The sequence below is a fragment of the Tabrizicola sp. genome, assembly GCF_041913445.1.
Classification (GTDB): domain Bacteria; phylum Pseudomonadota; class Alphaproteobacteria; order Rhodobacterales; family Rhodobacteraceae; genus Tabrizicola.
This window is the reverse complement of the sequence record NZ_JAYSFG010000004.1, coordinates 86,349-107,077: the sequence shown is the minus strand read 5'-3', so window position 1 is coordinate 107,077 and position 20,729 is coordinate 86,349. Positions and strand designations below refer to the sequence as shown.

General features: G+C 64.3%; 15 protein-coding genes and 3 pseudogenes. 11 read left to right on the top strand and 7 right to left on the bottom strand.

Annotation, left to right across the window (positions count from 1 at the left end; all coding sequences use genetic code 11):
• The first annotated feature begins 3 nt into the window (after positions 1-3).
• Genes ACE3Q6_RS06505 through ACE3Q6_RS06475 form a run of 7 tightly spaced genes read left to right on the top strand, consistent with a single transcriptional unit; the run spans position 4 to position 7,580 of the window.
• Complete coding sequence (locus ACE3Q6_RS06505) at positions 4-294, top strand: hypothetical protein (RefSeq protein WP_062563500.1); 291 nt, start codon at positions 4-6, stop codon at positions 292-294.
• 21 nt (positions 295-315) lie between these two features.
• Positions 316-966, top strand: a complete 651-nt coding sequence (locus ACE3Q6_RS06500) for a lysozyme (protein ID WP_062563501.1) — start codon at positions 316-318, stop codon at positions 964-966.
• Positions 963-1,172, top strand: coding sequence for a hypothetical protein (locus ACE3Q6_RS06495; RefSeq protein WP_062563502.1), 210 nt, complete (start codon positions 963-965; stop codon positions 1,170-1,172). Before ACE3Q6_RS06500 ends, ACE3Q6_RS06495 begins: the two co-directional genes overlap by 4 nt.
• On the top strand, positions 1,169-2,053 hold the full coding sequence (locus ACE3Q6_RS06490; RefSeq protein ID WP_062563503.1) for a DUF2163 domain-containing protein: 885 nt from the start codon (positions 1,169-1,171) through the stop codon (positions 2,051-2,053). The genes ACE3Q6_RS06495 and ACE3Q6_RS06490 overlap by 4 nt, the downstream gene beginning before the upstream one ends.
• Positions 2,050-2,484: an NlpC/P60 family protein gene (locus tag ACE3Q6_RS06485; protein ID WP_062563504.1), complete on the top strand. Its 435-nt coding sequence runs from the start codon at positions 2,050-2,052 to the stop codon at positions 2,482-2,484. Before ACE3Q6_RS06490 ends, ACE3Q6_RS06485 begins: the two co-directional genes overlap by 4 nt.
• Positions 2,485-2,493: 9 nt before the next feature.
• A complete protein-coding gene (locus tag ACE3Q6_RS06480) occupies positions 2,494-6,492 on the top strand; it encodes a glycoside hydrolase TIM-barrel-like domain-containing protein (protein ID WP_062563505.1) in 3,999 nt (1,332 codons plus the stop codon).
• 11 nt (positions 6,493-6,503) lie between these two features.
• Entirely contained in the window at positions 6,504-7,580 is a 1,077-nt protein-coding gene (locus ACE3Q6_RS06475; RefSeq protein ID WP_062563506.1) for a DUF2793 domain-containing protein, read from the top strand.
• Between the two features lie 499 nt (positions 7,581-8,079).
• On the opposite strand, the gene ACE3Q6_RS06470 is transcribed toward ACE3Q6_RS06475, so the two are convergent.
• The 3 genes and pseudogenes from ACE3Q6_RS06470 to ACE3Q6_RS06460 all read right to left on the bottom strand — a co-directional run bounded on the left by ACE3Q6_RS06470 (position 8,080) and on the right by ACE3Q6_RS06460 (position 11,422).
• A complete protein-coding gene (locus ACE3Q6_RS06470; RefSeq protein WP_062563507.1) occupies positions 8,080-8,997 on the bottom strand; it encodes a plasmid partitioning protein RepB C-terminal domain-containing protein in 918 nt (305 codons plus the stop codon).
• Positions 8,994-9,905, bottom strand: a pseudogene (locus ACE3Q6_RS06465) (plasmid partitioning protein RepB C-terminal domain-containing protein). The gene ACE3Q6_RS06470 and the pseudogene ACE3Q6_RS06465 overlap by 4 nt, the downstream one beginning before the upstream one ends.
• Entirely contained in the window at positions 9,905-11,422 is a 1,518-nt protein-coding gene (locus tag ACE3Q6_RS06460; protein ID WP_062563782.1) for a recombinase family protein, read from the bottom strand. The pseudogene ACE3Q6_RS06465 and the gene ACE3Q6_RS06460 overlap by 1 nt, the downstream one beginning before the upstream one ends.
• A 150-nt stretch (positions 11,423-11,572) precedes the next feature.
• Between ACE3Q6_RS06460 and ACE3Q6_RS06455 the strand changes: the two genes are divergently transcribed.
• The gene (locus ACE3Q6_RS06455; RefSeq protein WP_062563508.1) at positions 11,573-12,007 is read left to right on the top strand and encodes a hypothetical protein; all 435 of its coding nucleotides are present in this window, start codon (positions 11,573-11,575) and stop codon (positions 12,005-12,007) included.
• Between the two features lie 270 nt (positions 12,008-12,277).
• On the opposite strand, the gene ACE3Q6_RS06450 is transcribed toward ACE3Q6_RS06455, so the two are convergent.
• The 3 genes from ACE3Q6_RS06450 to ACE3Q6_RS06440 are packed head-to-tail and all read right to left on the bottom strand — an operon-like array spanning position 12,278 to position 15,997.
• Complete coding sequence (locus ACE3Q6_RS06450) at positions 12,278-14,566, bottom strand: N,N-dimethylformamidase beta subunit family domain-containing protein (protein WP_062563509.1); 2,289 nt, start codon at positions 14,564-14,566, stop codon at positions 12,278-12,280.
• Between the two features lie 35 nt (positions 14,567-14,601).
• Positions 14,602-15,000, bottom strand: coding sequence for a N,N-dimethylformamidase subunit alpha (dmfA1, locus tag ACE3Q6_RS06445; RefSeq protein ID WP_062563510.1), 399 nt, complete (start codon positions 14,998-15,000; stop codon positions 14,602-14,604).
• On the bottom strand, positions 14,993-15,997 hold the full coding sequence (locus tag ACE3Q6_RS06440) for a helix-turn-helix transcriptional regulator (RefSeq protein ID WP_172413068.1): 1,005 nt from the start codon (positions 15,995-15,997) through the stop codon (positions 14,993-14,995). The genes dmfA1 and ACE3Q6_RS06440 overlap by 8 nt, the downstream gene beginning before the upstream one ends.
• A gap of 256 nt (positions 15,998-16,253) precedes the next feature.
• Here ACE3Q6_RS06440 and ACE3Q6_RS06435 point away from each other — a divergent pair.
• Positions 16,254-16,730, top strand: a pseudogene (locus tag ACE3Q6_RS06435) (IS6 family transposase); the annotation flags it as partial.
• Positions 16,731-16,948: 218 nt separating this feature from the next.
• On the opposite strand, the pseudogene ACE3Q6_RS06430 reads toward ACE3Q6_RS06435, so the two are convergent.
• A pseudogene (locus ACE3Q6_RS06430) lies at positions 16,949-17,179 on the bottom strand (type II toxin-antitoxin system ParD family antitoxin); the annotation flags it as partial.
• A 555-nt stretch (positions 17,180-17,734) separates the two neighbouring features.
• Between ACE3Q6_RS06430 and ACE3Q6_RS06425 the strand changes: the two are divergent.
• A complete protein-coding gene (locus ACE3Q6_RS06425) occupies positions 17,735-17,878 on the top strand; it encodes a hypothetical protein (RefSeq protein ID WP_374429903.1) in 144 nt (47 codons plus the stop codon).
• Between the two features lie 87 nt (positions 17,879-17,965).
• The gene (locus ACE3Q6_RS06420) at positions 17,966-20,719 is read left to right on the top strand and encodes a glycoside hydrolase family 2 protein (protein WP_374429901.1); all 2,754 of its coding nucleotides are present in this window, start codon (positions 17,966-17,968) and stop codon (positions 20,717-20,719) included.
• Positions 20,720-20,729: the final 10 nt, after the last annotated feature.

The window sequence follows — 20,729 nt, the reverse complement described above, 5'->3', positions numbered from 1 at the left end:
CCCATGTCCGAACCCACGACCGTGCGCATGGGCGCACTGGCCGCCTACCTGAGCCTTGCCCTCGCGCTGTCGGCGCAGGGCGGGGCCGCGATCTGGTGGGCGGGCACGCAGAACACCCGCATGACGTCGCTCGAGGCGCGGGTGGCCGAACTGCTCTCCACCTCGCCGCTCTACCACCGGCAGATCGTCGAAGCCGACCGCCGCATCGCCGTCATCGACGAGCGGATCGCAAACATCCTCGCCCGGATCGAGGCGCTGACCGCCGCGCTCGAACGCCGCCACGACGTCCCCTGATTTCCCAAAAGGACCACCGCCATGCAGACCACCGACCGGGGGCTTCTGGCCCTGATCCGGCACGAAGGCGTCGTGCCCGGACCCTATCTCGACGTGAGGGACGTCTGGACCTTTGGCATCGGCCACACCGCTGCTGCCGGGCCGCCCGATCCGGCGCGCATGCCACGCGGGATGCCCGCCGACACGCAAGCCGGGATCAGCGAGGCGTTTCGGCTCTTTCGCACCGACCTCGCGACCTACGAGGCCGAAGTGCTGCGCGCGGTGAAGGTGCCGCTGGAACCGCACGAGTTCGATGCGCTGGTCTCCTTCCACTACAACACGGGTGGCATCGCCAAGGCTGCGCTGACACGTCACCTGAACGCAGGCAACCGCGCGGCGGCCGCAGCGGCCTTCATGGGCTGGCTCAAGCCCGCCGCCATTCGGTCCCGGCGCGAGGCGGAACGCGATCTCTTCGCGAAAGGTATCTACCCGACCGGCACCGTCCCGGTCTGGGCCGTCGACCGCAACGGCAGGGTGGATTTCTCGCGGCCGATCAGGCGGCTGACCGAGGCCGAGGCGCTGGCCTTGCTGCGCCCGAGCGGCACGCCAATGCCGCCTCCCACCCATCCCGCCACCGCGCCCAGCTGGTGGCAGCGCCTCGCCAGCCTCTTCACCGGAAAGGAAACGACATGAACTGGACCTTTGCCCGCGGCCTCGTCTATCTCGCCTGCCTTATCGCCTCCGGCCTCGCGATGGCGGGGCTGGCGGATTTCGACCTGGCGACCGGAACCTTCGACCTCAGGCCCTTCAACCTCTATGCCCTGACCGGCGCGGCAGGCGGGGTCGTCTCCTCGGCGCTGGCCTCGATCGCGCTCTGGCGCGGCTGGGGGCGGAAGTGAAGTCGCTCCCGCCAGCACTGCAGGCCCATCTCGACGAAGGCACCACGACGCTCGCCTGGTGCTGGCGGATCACCCGGGCGGACGGCGTGACCTTCGGCTTCACCGATCACGACCGGACGCTGTCGTTCGACGGGACCGAGTTCGAACCGGAAAGCGGGCTGACGGCGTCCGAAGTCCGGTCGGGGTCGGATCTGTCCGTGGATGCGCAGGATGCCCAAGGGGTGCTGTCGTCGGACCGGATCACCGAGACCGACATCCTCGACGGCCGGTGGGACAATGCGGCAGTCGAGGTCTGGCGCGTGAACTGGTCGGCCCCGGCGCAGCGCGTGCTCCTGCGCCGCGGCGCCATCGGTCAGATCCGGCGCGGGCGGCTCGCCTTCGTCGCCGAGGTCAGGTCGCTGGCGCACATCCTTGGCCAGACCGTCGGACGAACGTTCCAGGCCAGCTGCGACGCCGCGCTGGGTGATGCACGCTGCGGCGTGAACCTTGAGGCCCCGGCCTTCAAGGGCATCGGCGCGGTGATCGATGCGCTGCGCGACCGAGCCTTTACAGCCTCCGGCCTCGGCAGTTTCGCGGCGGGGTGGTTCGCCTTCGGTCTCGTCGAATGGTCGACTGGGGCGAATGCCGGGCGACGGGTCGAGGTGCTGTCGCATGATCTCGTCGACGGTCTGGCGATCCTCACCCTGCTGGAAGCCCCGGTGCGGCCGATCATGGCGACGGATGCTTTTGTGGTCCGGGCGGGCTGCGACAAGCGGATCGCGACCTGCGGGACGAAGTTCGCCAATGTCGCCAACTTTCGCGGCTTCCCCCACATCCCAGGTCAAGACGCGGTCCTGCGCTACGCTAGCAAGGACGGCGGCCACGAGGGAGCTGTGCTGTGAAGGCCGCCGATCCGACCCGCGTCATCGCCGCTGCCCGATCCTGGCTTGGCACGCCCTATCACGACCAGGCGAGCTTGCGCGGGGTCGGCTGCGACTGCCTCGGCCTCGCGCGCGGTGTCTGGCGCGACGTGGTCGGGCCGGAGCCCTTCCCGATCCCGCCCTACAGCCGGGATTGGGGCGAGACCGGTCCGCGCGAGGTTCTGGCGGATGGAGCGCGGGCGATGATGCCGGAGATCGCACCGGCAGATGCCCCACCCGGCGCGCTGGTCCTGTTCCGCATGATGCCCCGCGCTATCGCCAAGCATGTCGGCATCCTGACCGGACCGGGCACCTTCCTTCACGCCTATGAGCGACTAGGCGTGATCGAGGAACCGCTGACGCCCACATGGCGACGCCGCATCGCCTTCGCCTTCCTCTTCCCCGCTCGCTGAGATTTTCCCATGGCCACGCTTGTCCTCGGCGCTGTCGGTTCCGCCATCGGCGGGGCGTTCGGTGGCGCGATCCTCGGTTTTTCCGGAGCCGCCATCGGCGGTTTCATCGGCTCGACCATCGGTTCGGTCGTCGATAGCTGGATCGTGTCCTCGCTGGCGCCCGCGCAGAAGATCGAGGGCCAGCGCCTCGACAGCTTGCGGATCACCTCGGCCACGGAAGGCGCGATCATCCCGCGCCTTTACGGCCGCATGCGCATTGGCGGCAACATCATCTGGGCCACGGATTTCCGCGAGGAGACCAAGACCACGACACAGGGCGGCGGCAAGGGCGGCGGCGGTGGCCGGGTCCAGACGACGGAATACCTCTACTACGCCTCCTTCGCGGTCGCCTTGTGCGAAGGCCCGATCACCGGCATCGGCCGCATCTGGGCGGACGGCAAGCCGCTCGACATGACCGGGATCACCTGGCGCTGGTATCCCGGCGACGAAGCGCAAGCTGCGGACCCCTTCATCGCGGCCAAAATGGGGGTGACCAATACCCCAGCCTATCGCGGGACAGCCTATGTGGTCTTCGAGGAACTGGCGCTCTCGAACTACGGCAATCGACTGCCGCAGCTTTCGTTCGAGGTCTTCCGGCCGCTCGCGGATCCCGACACGGCCGAGGGGCTGGTCAAAGCCGTGACCATGATCCCGGCCTCGGGCGAGTTCACCTATGCTACCGAAGCGGTCCGCAAGACAGTCGGGGCCACGACCACCATCTTTGGCCAGACGACAGGCGGCACCACCTCGGCCGAGAACCTGAACGCGCTGCCCGATGAGGCCGATATCGTCGTGGCCCTCGACCGTTTGCAGGCCATGGCCCCGGCCGTCGAGAGTGTCAGCCTCGTCGTCGCCTGGTTCGGCAATGACCTGCGCGCGGGCAATTGCTCGATCAAACCGGGCGTCGAGGTGGCGACGAAGGTCACCAGCCCAAAGGTGTGGACGGTCAACGGCGTGGCACGGGCCGCCGCCCATCTCGTCAGCCGCGATGCCGAGGATCGGCCCGTCTATGGCGGCACACCTGCGGATTTCGCGGTGGTGCAGGCGATCCGCGAGATGAAGGCGCGCGGCCTGCGCGTCACCTTCTATCCCTTCCTGCTGATGGACGTGCCACCCGGCAACACGCTGCCGAACCCCTACAGCGCGAATGCCGCGACGCCGGGCCAGCCGAGTTTCCCGTGGCGGGGCCGGATCACCTGTTCCCCGGCGTCGGGCTATGCCGGAACTGCGGACAAGACAGCAGCCGCCGCAACACAGGTCTCCAGCTTCTTCGGTACAGCCACCCTGGCGCAGTTCGCAGTATCGGGCGACAACGTGAACTGGACCGGCCCCGCGGGTGACTGGGGCCTGAGGCGCATGATCCTGCATTACGCCCATCTCTGCACGGTGGCGGGAGGTGTCGATGCCTTCCTGATCGGGACCGAGATGCGGGGACTGTCGACGATCCGGTCCAGCGGCAGCGCCTATCCGGCCGTGACGGCGTTCAAGGCGCTGGCGGCGGATGTAAAGTCAGTCCTCGGCGCGGGCACCAAGGTCGGCTATGCTTCCGACTGGTCCGAGTATTTCGGCCACCAGCCCGGCGATGGAACAGGGGACGTGTTCTTCCACCTCGACCCGCTCTGGTCGGACGCGAACATCGACTTCATCGGCATCGACAACTACATGCCGCTCTCCGACTGGCGCGACGGGTTCGACCATGCCGACGCCCTCGAGGGCTGGCCCGGCATCCATGACCGGGCCTACCTGCAGGCCAACATTGCCGGGGGCGAGGGCTTCGACTGGTTCTATGCCAGTGCGGCCGACAGGTCGGCGCAACTGCGCACGCCCATCACCGACGGCGCTGCAGGCAAGTCCTGGGTCTTCCGCTACAAGGATCTCCGCGCCTGGTGGTCGAACCCGCATTTCAACCGACCGGGCGGGATCGAGAGCGGCACGCCGACGGCATGGGTGCCGCAGTCAAAGCCCGTCTGGTTCACCGAGCTTGGATGCCCCGCCATCGACCGAGGCACGAACCAGCCGAACGTGTTCTTCGACCCGAAGTCCTCCGAGAGCTTCACGCCTTACTTCTCGCGCGGCTGGCGCGACGACGCCATCCAGCGTGCCTACCTCGAGGCCAGTTACCTCTGGTGGGGCACCTCAGCGAACAATCCGGTTTCGGCCATCTACGGCGACCGGATGGTGCATGTGCCGGAATGCGCCGCCTGGACCTGGGATGCGCGGCCCTATCCCTTCTTCCCCGAACTGACGGGCATCTGGACGGACGGCCCCAACTGGCGGCTCGGTCACTGGCTGACAGGTCGGCTGGGCGCGGTGTCGCTCGCCGCGCTCGTGCGCCACCTCTGCATGCGCGCCGGTCTTGCGGAAAGCCTGATCGACGTTTCCGGCCTCTGGGGCGCGGTCGAGGGCTATGTCATCGGCGCGCTGGAAAGCCCGCGCGCGTCGATTTCTACTTTGGCCCGCCACTTCGGCTTCGATGCCATCGAGACCGAGGGCGTGATCCGCTTCGTCATGCGCGGCCGGGCATCCAGCCTGACCCTATCGGTCGACGATCTGGCCTCCAGCCGCGAGGGTGAGGTGCTGGAACTGACGCGGGGCCAGGAAACCGAGCTGCCGCAGGCGCTGAAATGGCAACTAGCCCGGGCCGACGAGGACTACGACGCCGCGCTGGTCGAGGCGCGACGCATCACCGTCGATACGGCGCGGATCACATCGGAGAGTTTCCCGATGGCCGTTCCGCCGGAAGAGGCGGAACGCCGCTGCCGCCGCGCTCTGCTCGAAGCCTGGACTGGGCGCGAGAGCGCAATCTTCCGCCTTCCGCCCTCGCGGCTGGCGCTCGATCCCGCCGACGTGATCCGGCTCGCCCATGACGGGCGGGAGATCGAGTTCCGTCTCGTCTCCGTCGCGGATGCCGAGGCACGCGGAGTGGAAGCGATCCGCCAGGACCGCGCGACCTATGATCTGCCGCCCGGCGATCCGCGTGCGGCCTCGCTGACGCGCCCGGTCGTGTTCGGAGCGCCCGACGCGATAGTGATGGACCTGCCGCAACTGACCGAGGATCAGCCGGCGCATCGTCCCTTCGTCGCAGCCCATGCCGTTCCATGGCCCGGCGAGATGGCGGTGTTCCGCAGCGGCTCGTCCGATGGCTTCGAGCTGCTGACCACCTTCGGCGGTCGGGCGCGGATCGGCGTCCTGGTTTCGGATTTCTGGTCGGGGCCGACCTCACGCTTCGATCTCGGCAACGTGCTGGTGGTCGATCTGCTTTCGGGCACGCTGGAGAGCGTCACGGATCTGGCGCTGTTCAGCGGCGCCAATGCACTCGCCATCGAGAGCGCACCAGGCATCTGGGAAATCGTGCAGGCGGGTGCGGCCGAGTTGCTGGCGCCCGGTCGGTATCGTCTGACCCGGCTCTTGCGCGGGCAGCGCGGAACCGAGGGTGCGATGGGCAATCCGGCGCCCGCTGGTGCGCGGGTGGTCGTGCTGGACGAGAGCCTTGCCTCGCTGCCGGTCGCCGAGGCCGATCTCGGGCTTCCCTGGAACTGGCGCATCGGCCCGGCAAGCCGTCCGGTCAGCGACGAGACCTATGTTGCCACGAGCTTCACGCCCGAGGGCGTGGGGCGCCGGCCGTTCTCGGTCGCCCATGTCGAGCAGCCATGGCGAAAGCCACGCACACCGGGTGATCTCACGATCCGCTGGACCCGCCGTTCGCGATCCCTCTCGGCGGACAACTGGGGCACCGGCGAGGTGCCGCTCTCCGAGGAGGTCGAAGCCTATGAGGTCGAGATCCTCGACGGCCCGGCCGTCAAGCGAACCTTGGCCGCCGCCAGCACCAGCGTAGTCTACGCCGCCACCCAGCAGTCCGCCGACTGGGGCGCACCGCTCGGACCCGGCCAGACGCTGGCAATCCGCATCTTCCAGCTCTCCGCCCTGATCGGGCGGGGCGCAGCGAAAACCGTGACCCTCAGCTTCTGAAGGCTTTCCCCATGTCCGACACGACGACCCATCTCCTGCTGCCCTACATCCTGACGGCGCAGGCCCAGAAGCATGTCACCCACAATGAGGCCCTGCGGCTGCTCGACGGGCTCGTCCAGCTCTCCGTTCTCGACCGGAACCTGAACAGCCCGCCAGGCAGCCCCGCCGATGGCGACCGCTACATCGTCGGCTCCGGCGCCACCGGCGACTGGGCGGGCTGGGATCTGAGCGTGGCGCTCTGGACGGACGGCGCCTGGCTGCGCCTGCCGCCCCGGACCGGCTGGCGGGTGTGGGTCGAGGACGAGGACCTGTTGCTGGTCTACAACGGGTCTGGCTGGGCCGGGACAACCCCGGCATCGCTGCAGAACCTCGCGCTCCTTGGGCTGGGGACGACGGCGGATGTGTCGAACCCATTCTCGGCCAAGCTGAATGCGGCGCTCTGGACGGCGAAGACCGTGGCCGAGGGTGGGACCGGCGATCTCTTCTACACGATGAACAAGGAGGCTGCGGGCGACGATCTCGGGCTGACGCTGCAGACCGGCTTCGTGACCAAGGCGCTGGTCGGCCTCTTCGGTTCAGACAAGTTCCGCCTCGCGGTTTCGGCTGATGGCAGCAGCTTCTTCGACGGGCTGATCGTCGACAACGCCACCGGCATCGTCGATCAGCCCCGGCTGCCGCGCTTCAAGGGCTATACCAACTACGACAACTATGTCGCCGTCGACAGTTGGACGAAGATCGGCATCAATAACACCGACTATAACGATCAGGATGCCTTCGATGCCGGCAACAACCGCTTCGTCGCCCCGGTCGATGGCACCTACCTCTTCGGCGCCACGCTGCTCTACAAGGTCAATTCCAGCACCAATGCCCGGATGCGCGGGCGACTGGTGCTGAACGGATCGACCGAAATCCGGGGATCGCGGGGCGAGATTTCCGGGGCCCATGCCTCCGAGGCGACGGCGCTCTGGCTGCAGACCATGGTGCTGCTCGCACAGGGCGACACCGTCGAGCTGCAGGGCACCTTCCGCGCGGCGGATGGGTATTTCGCCGCCGATCACTCCTCGTTCTGGGGCGCAAAGATCGGCTGAGGGAGGCATGCTATTACACTTCAATGACCCAAGGATGACTTCGTCCGCATGCCAGAGCACGGGATCGTCCGAATGTCGGTATGTCTCCGTCCAGTTCCATTATGTGGACACACATGCCGAGGGGATCAGCGAGAAAACCGAGCAAAGGGCGTTGTTGCAGTCGAATCAAAGAACTGGGCCTCGTGGTCATTCCAGACCACCGTGTGTTGCGATTGCTGACAGCCGCAACTCGTTTGCGCTGACTCCACATACAGCGCGCGGGCGCGCCGCTCCTTCAACCGGCACCCAGTATCCGGCTAGTGGCGGCGCGCCCGTCAAACATCGCAGATAGCCACCTATGGGATACCTGCGTGGTCGGCGATATGTCCGCCGACCGTGGTGGGCTCCGAGCGGGTTCGCCGCCATCCCCACCGCCGCACTTGATCCGGCCCACCGTCCGGCGTCTCCTGCGGTCCCCGCGCTTATCGGGTCCGGGTCCCCATCATCTGCTGCCAGCCCGTCAATCGGGGCTATTGGTTTCCACCGGTGTGATCTCAGTAATTGTCTTAAACTCGCCGAAGAATTCTGGATGGTTCTGCGCGAGATACCGCACCACACGAGCGTTCCCGAGGAGCCTGCCGACATATCCTTTGATCACGGTCAAATGCAGGTGATCCTGACCGTATGTGTCCTGGATCGAAGCGATGCCCTCCTGCAGCCGGGCCAGTTCCTGTTCCATCCGCGCCATGGCTTCTGGTGTGATGCCCTTGACCTTCTTCGGCTTCGACGACTCGAGCAATTGCGATTGCGGTGTTCCCGCCAGGATCGCATTTACATAGGCTACGGAATAGTTGTTCGCGTTCACGAGCAGTTCTGCGGTCTCAATCTGGCGCATGGTCTTCATCTTGCGCAGCGCCTCGAAGACGGCAGCCGTGCAGGGTTTATCCTTCAGGATCGCCACCGCCTCCTCGCAGACCCCGTCCAGAAGATGAACTTTTCGCCGAATGCTACTGAGATTGAGAGCGAGCGCGGCCGCGATCTTCTCTTCCGGGACGCCGCGCTCGATTGCCTTGCGGATCATCTTGTGTTCCTGGACCGGGGCGAGGCGGCTGACTTGCCTGTTGTAGGTGAACGCCTCATCGTCGGTGGAAACCAGACATTCCACCTCCTGAACGCCTTGGTCCTTCAATACCTCGATCCGCATATGCCCGTCGAGCAGCAGCCATGTGGCGGATCGATCCGGGTTTCGCGCCACGACCGGTGGCTCGACGAGACCTATCTCGACAATGGAAGCAAGGATCTGTCGATACTTCCGACTTGATTTGGCGGATTTGCCCAGCGTGCGCAGAGGGAGGATCGCCTCGATGGCAATGGTGACGCAGTCGTCCTCGAAGCCGCGATCAACGTCATGCGGGTGCTGGCTCGAATCGCGGATCAAGTCGGCCTCCCATCCGTGACAGCCTTGGCGAGGTCGCCCGGCATCGTCTCGAGTCCTTCGGCTCGCAGAAGCGTCATGAAATGCTCGTCCGTGCGGAGTTTCCGAAACGCCTCGCGCACGAACATCAGTCGGCCCTGCGTCAGTTCGGCCTTCTTGATCAGCAGCTTCTGACGGGTCGCTTCCTGCTGATAGGCCCGCACCAGCCCTTCGCTGGTCAGCGCCCGCTTCGCCCCATCGCGGCGGCCAAAGGGATTGTGGCGTAGCTGCGGCCCGCGCTGTTCACGCTGCTGGATCAGCCGACGGACGAGTGTCAGCTTCCGGCCCCGCAGCTTGTTCTGCGTGTAGGCGTCCATCAGCGCCTTCTGCGCGCCCTTCGCGTCCGTCTTGGATATCTGGATAGCGAGGTTCAGCGGAAGAACCCCGGTCTCCACGGCCGAGACCAGGCGTTCTTAGCCCTTCTCCAACAGGCCGGCGATCATGTTTACGTATTCCGTGGACACGCCAATCTTCTCGCCGATCTGGCGGTCGTTGTAGCCGCGCTGGCGGAGCGCGCCGATCTCGCGCATCAGATCGATGGGGTTGTGCTGCCGCCGCGCGCAGTTCTCGACGAGGCTCATCACAAGGCAATCGCTTTCGTCGGCCTCGATCACAATGGCCGGGATGCGGTCCTGCTTCAGTTCGATGAAGGCCTCGAGGCGGCCCTGTCCACAGACGAGGTCATATTCCTGCGGATCGGTCCCGGCGCGCGGCGCCACGGTGATCGGGCGCTTCAGGCCGATGCGCGCGATGTTCTCCACCATCGCCTCGAAGGTGCGACCGTTGCGGATGCGGGGATTAAGAACCCGGATCCGTTCGGTTGGGATCAGGGTCACCTGCTTCTGGCTGATCGGCTCCATGTCGTCGGGCATCACGCCACCTCCGCGATCCTGGCCCGCGAGGCGAGCGCGTAGAAGAAATCGAGCGTGTCGAACCGGTACGCATCGAGCGCGAGCCCGTTCTGCTCGGCGAATTTCAGTTTCCCGAAGGTGATGTCGATGCTGGGCAGCACGTAGTAGTCGCGCGGCGCCGCGTTCGCCTCGTCCATGCGCACGGCGATCGTGATGTCGGGAACCAGGCCGGTGTCGAGACGGATGCGCCAGCGCAGTGATCCGGTCGCTGTGGCTGTGCAGCGAGCCAGCACGATGGACACCGTGAACTCGCCGTTGACGCGCACCAGGTCGGTGTCGGGGTCCTGCACGGCTGACCCGCCGCGCCGGGCGACGCCAGCGATGATTTCGGCCACCACTTGTGGATGGGCCTGCCGCAGCGCCCGGTTGACCTCGATGTAGCTGTAGTCCCGGTCGGGCTCATAGCCGATCAGTCGGTACGCGCGCAGCAGGCTGCCGAAGCGGCCGCGATAGGCGCTGGAGGACGGCACGTCGTCCTCCTCGTCAATGATCAGCCCCGAAAGCATCCCTTGGCGCTTCAGAATCGCGCGCAGGGCATCCAGCAGCTCCTCGTCCGAGAAATGGCGGCTGCGCGCATCGACGATTTCCCGAGCGCGCAGGAACAGAGCCTCATCGACGATGGCCGGATAAGCGCCCTCGGCGCGGATCCACATCTCGCGCGGGTTCACCACCCGGCGCTGTTTCAGCTTGAAGGAGATCTTGTTGAAGACGTTGTTGCCGATGTATTTCTCGTTGGTCAGCACCTGATGGACCGTCGCCCGCGTCCATGGCCGGTCGAGATCGGTGCGCAGTCCATCGGCGTTCAGGGCATCCACTATCTCGCGCTCGGATCGGCCGTCCTCGACGAACATGCGATACATGCGCCGGACGACATCCTGTTCGTGCTCGGGACCGAGGACGAGAATGACCCTGTCGGTCTGAAGGCTTTTCTGCTCGCCGCGCGACAGTTCACCCTTGGGATTGCCGTGCTCGTCGATCAGCACCCGGCGCAATCCGTATCCGGGCGCGCCGCCCTGGCGAAAACCGAGTTCGACGAGGCGGCACTGGCCCGCGAAAACCTTGACCGAGAGTTCGCGGCTGTATTCGCCAGCCATGACCCGCTTCACGGTTTTCAGCAGGTTCGAGCCGATGCTGCCGTCATTCTCGAACTGCTCGCCGCAGTAGTGGACGCGGATCCCGGCGCGCGAGCAGACATGCTCATGGTAGGCGCCTTCGTCGGCATCCTGAAACCGGCCCCAGCGGCTGACGTCATAGACGAGGATCGCCTTGAAGTCGGCTTGCCCGGATTCGACCTCTCCCATCAAGCTCTGTAGTGCCTCGCGGCCGTCGAGGCGTAGCCCGCTCCGACCGGAATCCTCGAAGATGCGCAGGATTTCAAGACCGCGATCCGATGCATATTTGCGGATGACGTCGAGCTGGTTCTCGGTCGAGTATTTCTGGTGATCCGTCGACATTCGGACATAAGCGACCGCGGGCACATCCACCTCGGGCGCCCCGTCGCTCCTGTCCGAATTGGTCGTCCATCGACCGCCCAAGCGCGCATCTCCTCGTCATTCCAAGCAAATTCCTCCAGTCCGCGCAAAGCTGCGGCTGAATCCCCGTGTCCATGTAACGCGAGGGAGGCCGGAATGTCGTTTCCGAAAAAGGGCAAGTTCTTTCCAAACGAAAAAAGGCATACTGGGAACGGTCAGCACGAGCCGGACAACTGGTTCGCGGCTGAGATCGCATCGACCTTGAAGCGATCACTCGGAGACAGTCGGGCGGGGGCAAAGATCGTCGCCTCCTGGACCGGCGCCAATGAGAAGACGGTGAAGAACTGGTTCGCTGGCAGATACGGCCCGAGCGGAGAGCATTTGGTCGCTCCGGCGCGACACTCCGACGAGGTGCTGGGGATGTTCCTCGCAATGGCGGGGCGGGAGGAACTGATGATGGCCGTGAAACTCGCGGCAGCGGAACAGGCGATCGAGGAGCTACTGGCGACGGTCCGTCGGCTGACAGTCAACGATGAACCCGACGACACCGAAGGATCGCCTGACGAGGCTGATTTTACCGTCCGCCGATAATGCGCAGGATTTCGCGGCGCTCCCGTGCTATCTGATATGGCACGAGACAGAGAGTTGTGTGCCTGATCAGCCCCTCCGCGGGTTTGACCCAAACAGCACCAGCGGCCATCGCGCACAGCGAAAACCGCCGTTTTTCCCCCTGCCATGTTGTTCAGCGCTCAAGCTTTCAGGCCTGCTGAAAAACAACTTCGCTTTGTGCATGGCGAACCGGGGGAACGACGGCCCGAGCGCACGGCGGATATCGTGACAATATCCGCCGCTCGGCTCTGGTCAGACCCGCGGCGCCGGCTCATCCTTGATGAACTGATTCAGCACGTTCTTGGTCATCTTCGAGACATTGTTATCGTAATCATTCCAGGACAGGCTGCCCAGCCAGGAAATGGACGATGTCGCGAACATGCCGCCACCATTTGCGGTCGAGAAGTAGGTGATGTCGGCGCGGACGAAAGGATGTTCGCCACCATTCATCCCCGGATGCGGAAATGCCTTGTCATCGGGGATGACCGTATAGACGACGCTATGCTCGACCGAGCTTGCAAGCAGTAAGGTATTCGGCGGCGTGCCCAGAGCAAGATCGTAGCGATCCAACTCATATCCACCGGCACCACCTCCGACGAGGCCGCCATCGCCGATCCGCTCTTCAGGATCGATCCCCTCCATGATCCAGGCGACGCGCTCGTCCTGGCTGTCGGGCATCTGAACGAAATAACCCGAATGATCGAAACCGAAACTGCTCATTCCGGTGCCCCAGATCTTCTGGGTCGCGCGGGCGCGTCCACGGAAACGACCGCCGCGCCGTCCATTGGTGCTGTAGTGATATTCGCCGGGCGGCGCTTCCCAAGCGGTCACGCCCAGTTCCTTGCGGACCTCCATGACCCAGGGCTTTTCCGGATGAACTTCCACAATCCAGTACATCCCGTTCGCGGCCAGATACATGCCGCGCCCGCCGTCGGCCAGATAATCCTCCCACGCATCGGCATTGGCCCAAGTCTGATATTCGGGATGCGAGCCGGTCAGCACAACCTTATAGCGGCGCAGCAATTCCGCGCCCTGATCGTTCAGATCATGTTCCGTGGCGACGTCGTACTCGAAACCGTTATGGTTCAGCCAGTCGATCAAGTGTAGATCGGCGGGAAGCTCCCAGATCGAGCCGAAACCCTGACGATGTTTCGGGCGAAGGTTCATGATCGGGCGCCGCCATGAGGTGTATTGCACGCCGCGACCGTCGATATGACCATCATAGGTTGACAGCCCGTAATAGCTCAGGTTCTTGTGCAACTCGACGTCGTTTTCGTTCAGAACCGGCGTATGGCCGGCGACGGCCTGTCCGATATCCGCCTTGTGCATGATCTGCTCATTGGCATAGGCGAGATAGCTCAGCGTGCTGGCAATGACGAGGATCGGCGCCGTGGCGGTTCCGCGCGGCGGAAGAACGAAGAACGGAATGTAATCCTCGGTGTCCTCGTAACGGATCTTCACCGCGTAGAAATCGCTTTTCAGGCCCTCTGGAACGGTGAACTCGAAATCCTTTTCCCAGCGGCAGTCGTCCAGGCAGTCCTCGTGAAACCAGAGCGCGCCATACTGCTCGGGGCAGTGGATGAAGTTCTCCTCATGCCCGTCCCAGTTCCACCCGGTCGAGCCGCGATCGGGCTGATTCATGCAGCGGCCGTGATGCCCATTCCCCGAGGCATCGACGACGTGATCGGTGGGAATCCCGTTCAGCCCGATCCCAGCAGAAAAATCCCAATGGGCAAGGCGGGAAATAGGCCTCACGATCTCGCCCCTGGACAGCTTTTCCGCATCGTCTTGGCCCAGCGCGCAGCCATAGATCTTGGGGGCATCGACCTTGCCGTTGTAATGGGCGATGCACCAGGTCCGGCCGTCCTGCGCGGCTGCCTCGCCGAGCCCGGCAATCAGCAGCGAGGTTTCGGAATCGGCAGCCTTTACAGTGGCATCGGCAGAGACGGCACAATCCGAATCGAGCGGGACGACAAGCCCGAAGCGGCTGTTTGTCCGGTTCACGACGGATTTCTGATACAGCCGAAGCTGTTTCTTTTCGGGATCATAAACACCGGTGATCGAATACCAGATCTGCTGAAACAGCGGGCGATCACTGACGACACTGGAGGTCGCACCGCTGCCGTCGCCAATCGTAAACACGACGCGGCCGTCCTCGATCGCGAGGTTCCACCCCGACTGGCGCTCGTCGTTCCATCGCGACGCAATCCCCTGACGGCCACGGCTCGGCGTTGTGGACCAGAGGAACAGATGAACGGAAAACGCACCATCGGGCTGCAACCCGGCGTCGGGATCCGCGACCTCGACATAGCTTCCGAACTGGGTGCGCTGAAAGCGGGCGGGATACTGCCCTTCCAGATCGGATTTGATCGCTTCCTCCTTGTAACCCGGACCCGCCGGATTGCTGTCGCCATGGATCAGCCGGACCAGCTCGGCATCGAATGTCCCCCTGGTTTCGTTGGCGCTGACGTAAAAGCGGATCGTTTCTCCAGTGGCGACGCTGGGGCGGTCACAATATCCGCGAATGGCAATGTCTTTCATGTCTTCCCCCTGTGTGAATTCGTGCTGAGAAATGACTATGCAAGCTCTGCGCGCACATCTTCGATGCGGCGCAGGAACACGGCGTGCATGGCCTCTTCTTCGGTCTTGAATCGCTCATCACCCAACTCCGGCAGCTCGCCGAACTCCCTGATCGTGGCGATCCGATAGGCGTCCCATTCCCTTTCGGAATAGATGTAGTATTTTCCGAAGGTCGGTTGCATGCGGAAATAGTTGTGCACTCGCTGAAGATAGGGGCTGGGGTGCTTCCTGTAGCCGAACGGGTTCGCGGCATGCTCCTCGACGATTTCGGGGTGTTCATCAATGATGTCAATGATCTCCTTTCGCCGCCGCTCGTCATAGAACGCGTACCAGTCGGCGCTCCTGTCACGATAGTTCGACGGATCCCGGACGCAGGATTCGCTGGCTTCAGTCATCTTCTCCTCCCTTTTTGTGGCATTGTGCCGAATTGAAATGTGCGACAAGGTAATCTAGGTTGATCAGGCCGGAGCTCGCGGCGAGATATGCAAGCTCGATCCGGTTTCTGGCGAAGGTTTTTTCTAGTATATTTTCGATATGCCGATCGACGGTCCGTGCAGATATTGTCAGAATGTCCGCAATCTGGGTGCGCGTCATGCCGATAGCAGAGAGTGAGCAGACCTCGGCCTGCCTGATGGTCAATCCGAAGGGTAGGGACGCGGGGACGTGGCTTACAAGCCAGCCGCCATGGCAGATCTTGAAATCGACGCGATGCACGATCTCTCCGCATAGGCACCAGCAGGTGCTGGGCAGACGCGCGCCGATGACATGCAGGCTGTCGATGTTGCCGTATTTTCTGACGGCAATGTTGGACAATTCATGTATCCTGCCGAAGATACATGCCTCATGCCTGTGGGGGCGCTGAGTGTTTCCCTTGTCGTCGATGAAGAGGGAGCAGGCATGTTCCTCCAGCCCTTCGATCAGCGATTTCGGTGTTTCCCAGTTGTCGACCAGCGCAGACAGCACGGGCGAAATGTCATCAATGATCCTCAGGAACCCGACAGATGGCTGGCCGGGATCTTCGCTGCTGGTATGCAGATTGCCGACATATCTGTTTGATCGGCTCTTCAGATAGCTGGTCGACCCCCCCTTGTAGCCAGCCGGGTTCCAGAAATTGCGCGCGGAAATGCTGCGAGAGTAATCGAAATTGGTTGTTTCCCAGCTGAAGAACGACTGGTTGGTGCGCAGGATCCACAGATAAGCCGGATCGATGGACATGTATGAATTGTCCAGGTAGGCGACGGTTTCCCGGGAATATCCGTGCGAAAATATTGAGTTGTGATTGCGGGTCAGCGGGTCATAGATCGATAGCGACATCGCGGCCAGCGGCGCCAGAGTGTTCAGTTCCTCTGCGACCAACAAAATCCTGTTGGCTCGGGACAGGTCTTCAGACATGATTGACATGATATTCGAGACAGACCGGCGCTGTGCGGATGTCGCGTAATGCGAATTATCAATCTGCATGCTTTACCTGCGCTGTTGTTACTTAGAACTCCAGACATGTCATCTTGCTTACACGTTACGAGGGCGGCAGATTCGAGTCATGAGTATATCTACCCATGGCTCGAAAAAAGTTCCCCGATTGCATGCCGGGGCGCTGTCAGGGAAACCTGTCTGGCCGGACTGCGGCGAGCCCCCTACCCACCCTGTCATAACCCAGCCCTCGCCCTTCCGGTACTTTAAGACCTCGCCCGAGGTCATCCGCCTGGCGGTCATGCTCTATGTGCGCTTCCCGCTCTCGCTTCGGAACGTCGAAGACCTGCTGCGCGAGCGTGGCATCGACATCTGCCATGAAACAGTCCGGCAGTGGTGAATGCGCTTCGGCCCAATGTTCGCCGCCGAGATCCGGCGCCGCCGCGCCTCGCGCTTGCGGACGGGCCCTGAATGGCGCTGGCATCTCGATGAGATGTTCGTGAAGATCAACGGCGAGCAGCACATCCTCTGGCGAGCCGTCGACCATGAGGGCGAGGTGCTGGAGGGACTGGTCACGAAGACCCGAAACCGCAAGGCCGCCCTGAACTTCCTCAGGAAACTGATGAAGCGCTGCGGTCCCCCCGAGGAGATCGTCACCGATCTACTGCGATCCTACGCTGCGGGAACTCGGCGCCGCCCAGAAGCAGGTCACCGGGAGGTAAACACTGCGTATCGCTATGGCCGTCCTTGAACCGTTCAATGTGCTGCGAGCAACATATGGGTTCGATTCCGTATAATTCTGATGCTGGCCGATCTCCATGACCACGAGGATCCCGCGATGCGATAAGGTGTATCGAGACGCGGCGGCGGCCCTACGGATGAAGGGGCTGCTGTTCGGCCCCGATGGTGCGGTCTTCTCGCCGACGCGCAGGCCCGGTCGCTGGCAATGACTTCGGCCGCTGTCCGCGGCTTGTAGCTGGTCTCGGGCCCGGCGAAGGGGCGGGTCAACTCGGCCTTCAGCCTGTCGAACGCCTCCTGCTCTGCCCGCTCCTTGTCCCGCCGGATCAGGTCACGCACGTATTCGCTGATGTTCTCGTAGGAGCCGTTCTCGCTGACATTGGCCGCGACGAAGTCGCTGAACGCACCGCTGAGGCAGACGGTCATGGTCGTGGAGCGGGACTTCGCAGACTCCTCATGTGCGGCGCGTATTCAATATAACCAAAGAAACACTACACATCAAGGATGCCGCTGGCCTTGGCCAGCGGCGCAGATGTGTCGGCGCGAGTGCGTGCGGCGCGCTTCGTGGCGCTTGAGGACGGGCGGATCGTCGCGGATCAGCGGAAGGATCGTTGATCAGCCGAATCTTTGGTCCGCTAGGCTATTGAAAACAAACGAGTATAAGTGGAGAAGGTTGTCTTTCAGACCCCCATCCTCCGCCAGTCTCTCGTATCGGAAGCTTGCACCCCGGTCGGACCAAACGGGTCAGGTCACGGCATCCGGTGGCGCACGAGGCACATTACAGGCTGGAAACCTTCCGGGCGGCGCGGCGCAGGGGCGAAGTGCCGTCCCATGTTCCCGTTGCCGAACCCGTCCAATCCGGCAACACTCACCCAAAGAGTCGCCCGGTGGATGAAGGTCGGGGGTAAGGTCTGCCTTGGTTACGCCCACCCTCTTGTCGCGCCGGATGATTGACCGCTTCGGTTCCGCCGTCCCCAGCCCATGCGGGCCGTCTTTGCCGTTCTGGCAAGGGCTCGCCCCTGGCGCGCGCTGCAGCCCTGGACTGTCCGTCGCGCGCTGGACATGGCGGAGGAAACGGAGCCGGGAGTGCTGGCCAAAGCGCGGCTTTTCGTCGGCGTCGGATGACCCTCGCCCACGGCGGGACCGATGCGCGCCTGCGCCCATCGCGCCCGTCCAGGGGAACCTTGATGCAATCGACAGCAGGAAAGCCGCATGATGCGCCAGACCGTCCTCTCCGCCCAGCCCGCCACGCCCCTTCGGCCTTGCCTCTCGCTGGACGGCACCTGGCAGTTCCGCCACGAAAGCCAGTCGGATTGGCGCGAGGTGCGGGTTCCGGGGCATTGGCAGGCGCAGTTTCCCGAGCTTGCGGTGGCCTTCGGGCGCGTCACTTACCTGCGGGAGCTGACCATTCCCGACGCCTGGACCGGGTTCGAAGTCGCCCTGGCCTTCGGCGCGGTCAGCGACACGGCCGTAGTCCGGCTGGATGGGGCGGAACTGGCCCGGCACGAGGGGGGCTATCTGCCGTTCGAGGTCGTGCTGCCGTCCGGACTGTCGGGCACGCACCAGCTGGAGGTGGAGGCCTTCCTGCCCGATGGCCATCGTAGCGAGGGTGCCGATCTTTCGGAAATCCCGCATGGCAAGCAAAGCTGGTACGGGCCGCAGGGAGGCATCTGGCAGTCGGTGCGGCTGGAGGCGCGTCATCCGGCCCATATCCGCGCGATGCGACTGGACCCGCACTGGCCGGACGGCCGGCTTGCCCTGGAGATCGCGCTTTCACGCCCGGTCGCTGGCTCGCTTAGGCTTGAGATCGAAGATCCCAAGGGACAGGCGGTGCAGGCCGTGACGCTGGACCTTGGCGGCGCCCGGGTGCGGCACGAACTCGTGGTGCCCGATGTTCGGCCCTGGTCGCCGGAAAGCCCGGCCCTTTACACCCTGCGCGCGACCCTGTCCCTGGACGGCCAAGAGATCGACCTCCGCCTCGAACGCTTCGGTTTCCGCCGCATCGAGACGCGGGACGGGCAGATTTGGCTGAACGGCGCGCCGCTGTATCTGCGGGGGGCGCTGGACCAGGACTACTACCCGGACGGCTTCGGCGCTCCGCCGTCGATTGCACTTCTGGAAGACCAGGTCCGCAATGCCAAGGCGATGGGGCTGAATTGCCTGCGCTGCCATATCAAGGTTCCCGACCCGCGCTACCATGAGGTCGCCGACCGGCTGGGTCTGCTCATGTGGACCGAGATTCCGAACATCGAGACCTTCACCCCGGACTCGGCCCGGCGACTGAGGGAAACCATGGAAGGCATCCTGGAACGCGACCGCAACCACCCGTCGATCGTGATCTGGACCCTGATCAACGAGGACTGGGGCACGCGCCTGCGCGAAGTCGCCGAGCAGCGGCAGTGGCTTTCGGACATGGTCGACTGGCTGCGCAAGGAGGACCCGCTGCGGCTGGTCGTGGACAACTCGGCCTGCTTTCCCAACTGGCACGTCAACACCGACCTCAACGACTATCACTACTACCGCACGGCCACCGACCGGCGCGAGGAATGGGATGCGCTGAACGTGGAGTTCGCTGCGGGGGCGGACTGGACCTTCGGAAGCGGGCCGGACATCACCCGGACCGGGCAGGAGCCGCTGATCGTCTCGGAATTCGGTGTCTGGGGCTTGCCGCAGCCCGACCTGTTGCGGCTGGACGGTCAGGATCCCTGGTGGATGGCCTATGGCGCGACCTGGGCCGATGGCGCAGTCCTGCCGCAGGGCGTCGAGGCGCGGTTCCGCGAACTGGGGTTGGCCCAGGTCTTCGGCAGCTTCCCGGCCTTCATCGACCAGGTGCAATGGCACCAGTGGATGAACCTGAAGCACGAGATCGAGGTCATGCGTCGCCACCCGACGATCGCAGGCTACGTGATCACCGAGTTCACTGATGTCCATTGGGAGGGCAACGGCCTGCTCGACATGGCGCGCAACCCGCGCATCTTTGCGCCCGCCATGCCAAAGGCCAACGCCGACATCGTGATCTCACCCGGTCTTGCCCGCCATGCGGCCCGGGCTGGTACGCCCGTGCAGTTCGACCTGACCGTTGCCACCGGCGGGGCCAGTCTGCCTGAGGGCTGCCTGCTTGACTGGAGCTTCGGCAGCGACAGCGGGCGCGCGACCCTGGCGGCGGCGGGTCCTATGCAGGTGATCCCGGTTCCAGTCAGCACCGCGACCCATGCGACGGCAGCCACTGCGCTGGTGCGGGCCGATTTCACCCTGACTACGCCCGACGGCAGCATCCTCGCCCGGAATGACGAGACCGTTTCGCTTTACGCCGCCCGCCATGCGTCAGGGGTCACGGTCGCCTCGGACGACGGGGCGCTGGCCGAACGGCTGGCGGGCCTGGGCTACCGCGTCACGTCGCGGCACGAGGCGGACGTGTTCGTGACCCATGACCTCGACGCGCAACGGGTCGAGGACATCCACGCCGGTGCGCGCATCTTGCAGCTGGTTGCCAAGGAAGCAGGCCGGCTGCGCGACGACCTCTCCCCGCGCGACGGGCCGATGTCGATGCAGATCGAGGACGAGCTGGGCGGCTTCCGCTCGGCGGCCTATTTCACCTTCCCGGGCTATCAGCTGGTCGACCGGCACCGCAGCATCTGGCGCGGCGACTGGGTCGGCAATTTCAGCTGGCTGCGGCGCGACGGGGTGTTTTCCCACCTGCCGGGCGGTCCGCTGTTCGACCTGTCCTTCACCGGCGTGGTCCCGCGGCAGCTGATGACCGGCTTCCGTCCGTGGGAGTTCCAGGGCCGGGTCCATGCCGGCGTGGTGGTCGGCTGGGTCCACAAGCCCGGCGCCTTCCTGATCGAAAAGCGCCTGGGACGCGGTACCCTGGTGGCGACGACGTTCCGTCTGACGGAAGAGGCGCCGGACGCCGACCCGGTGGCAACCGCGCTGCTGGACGGTCTCATGTCCTTGTCCTCTCGGTGAAGGGCCGGTC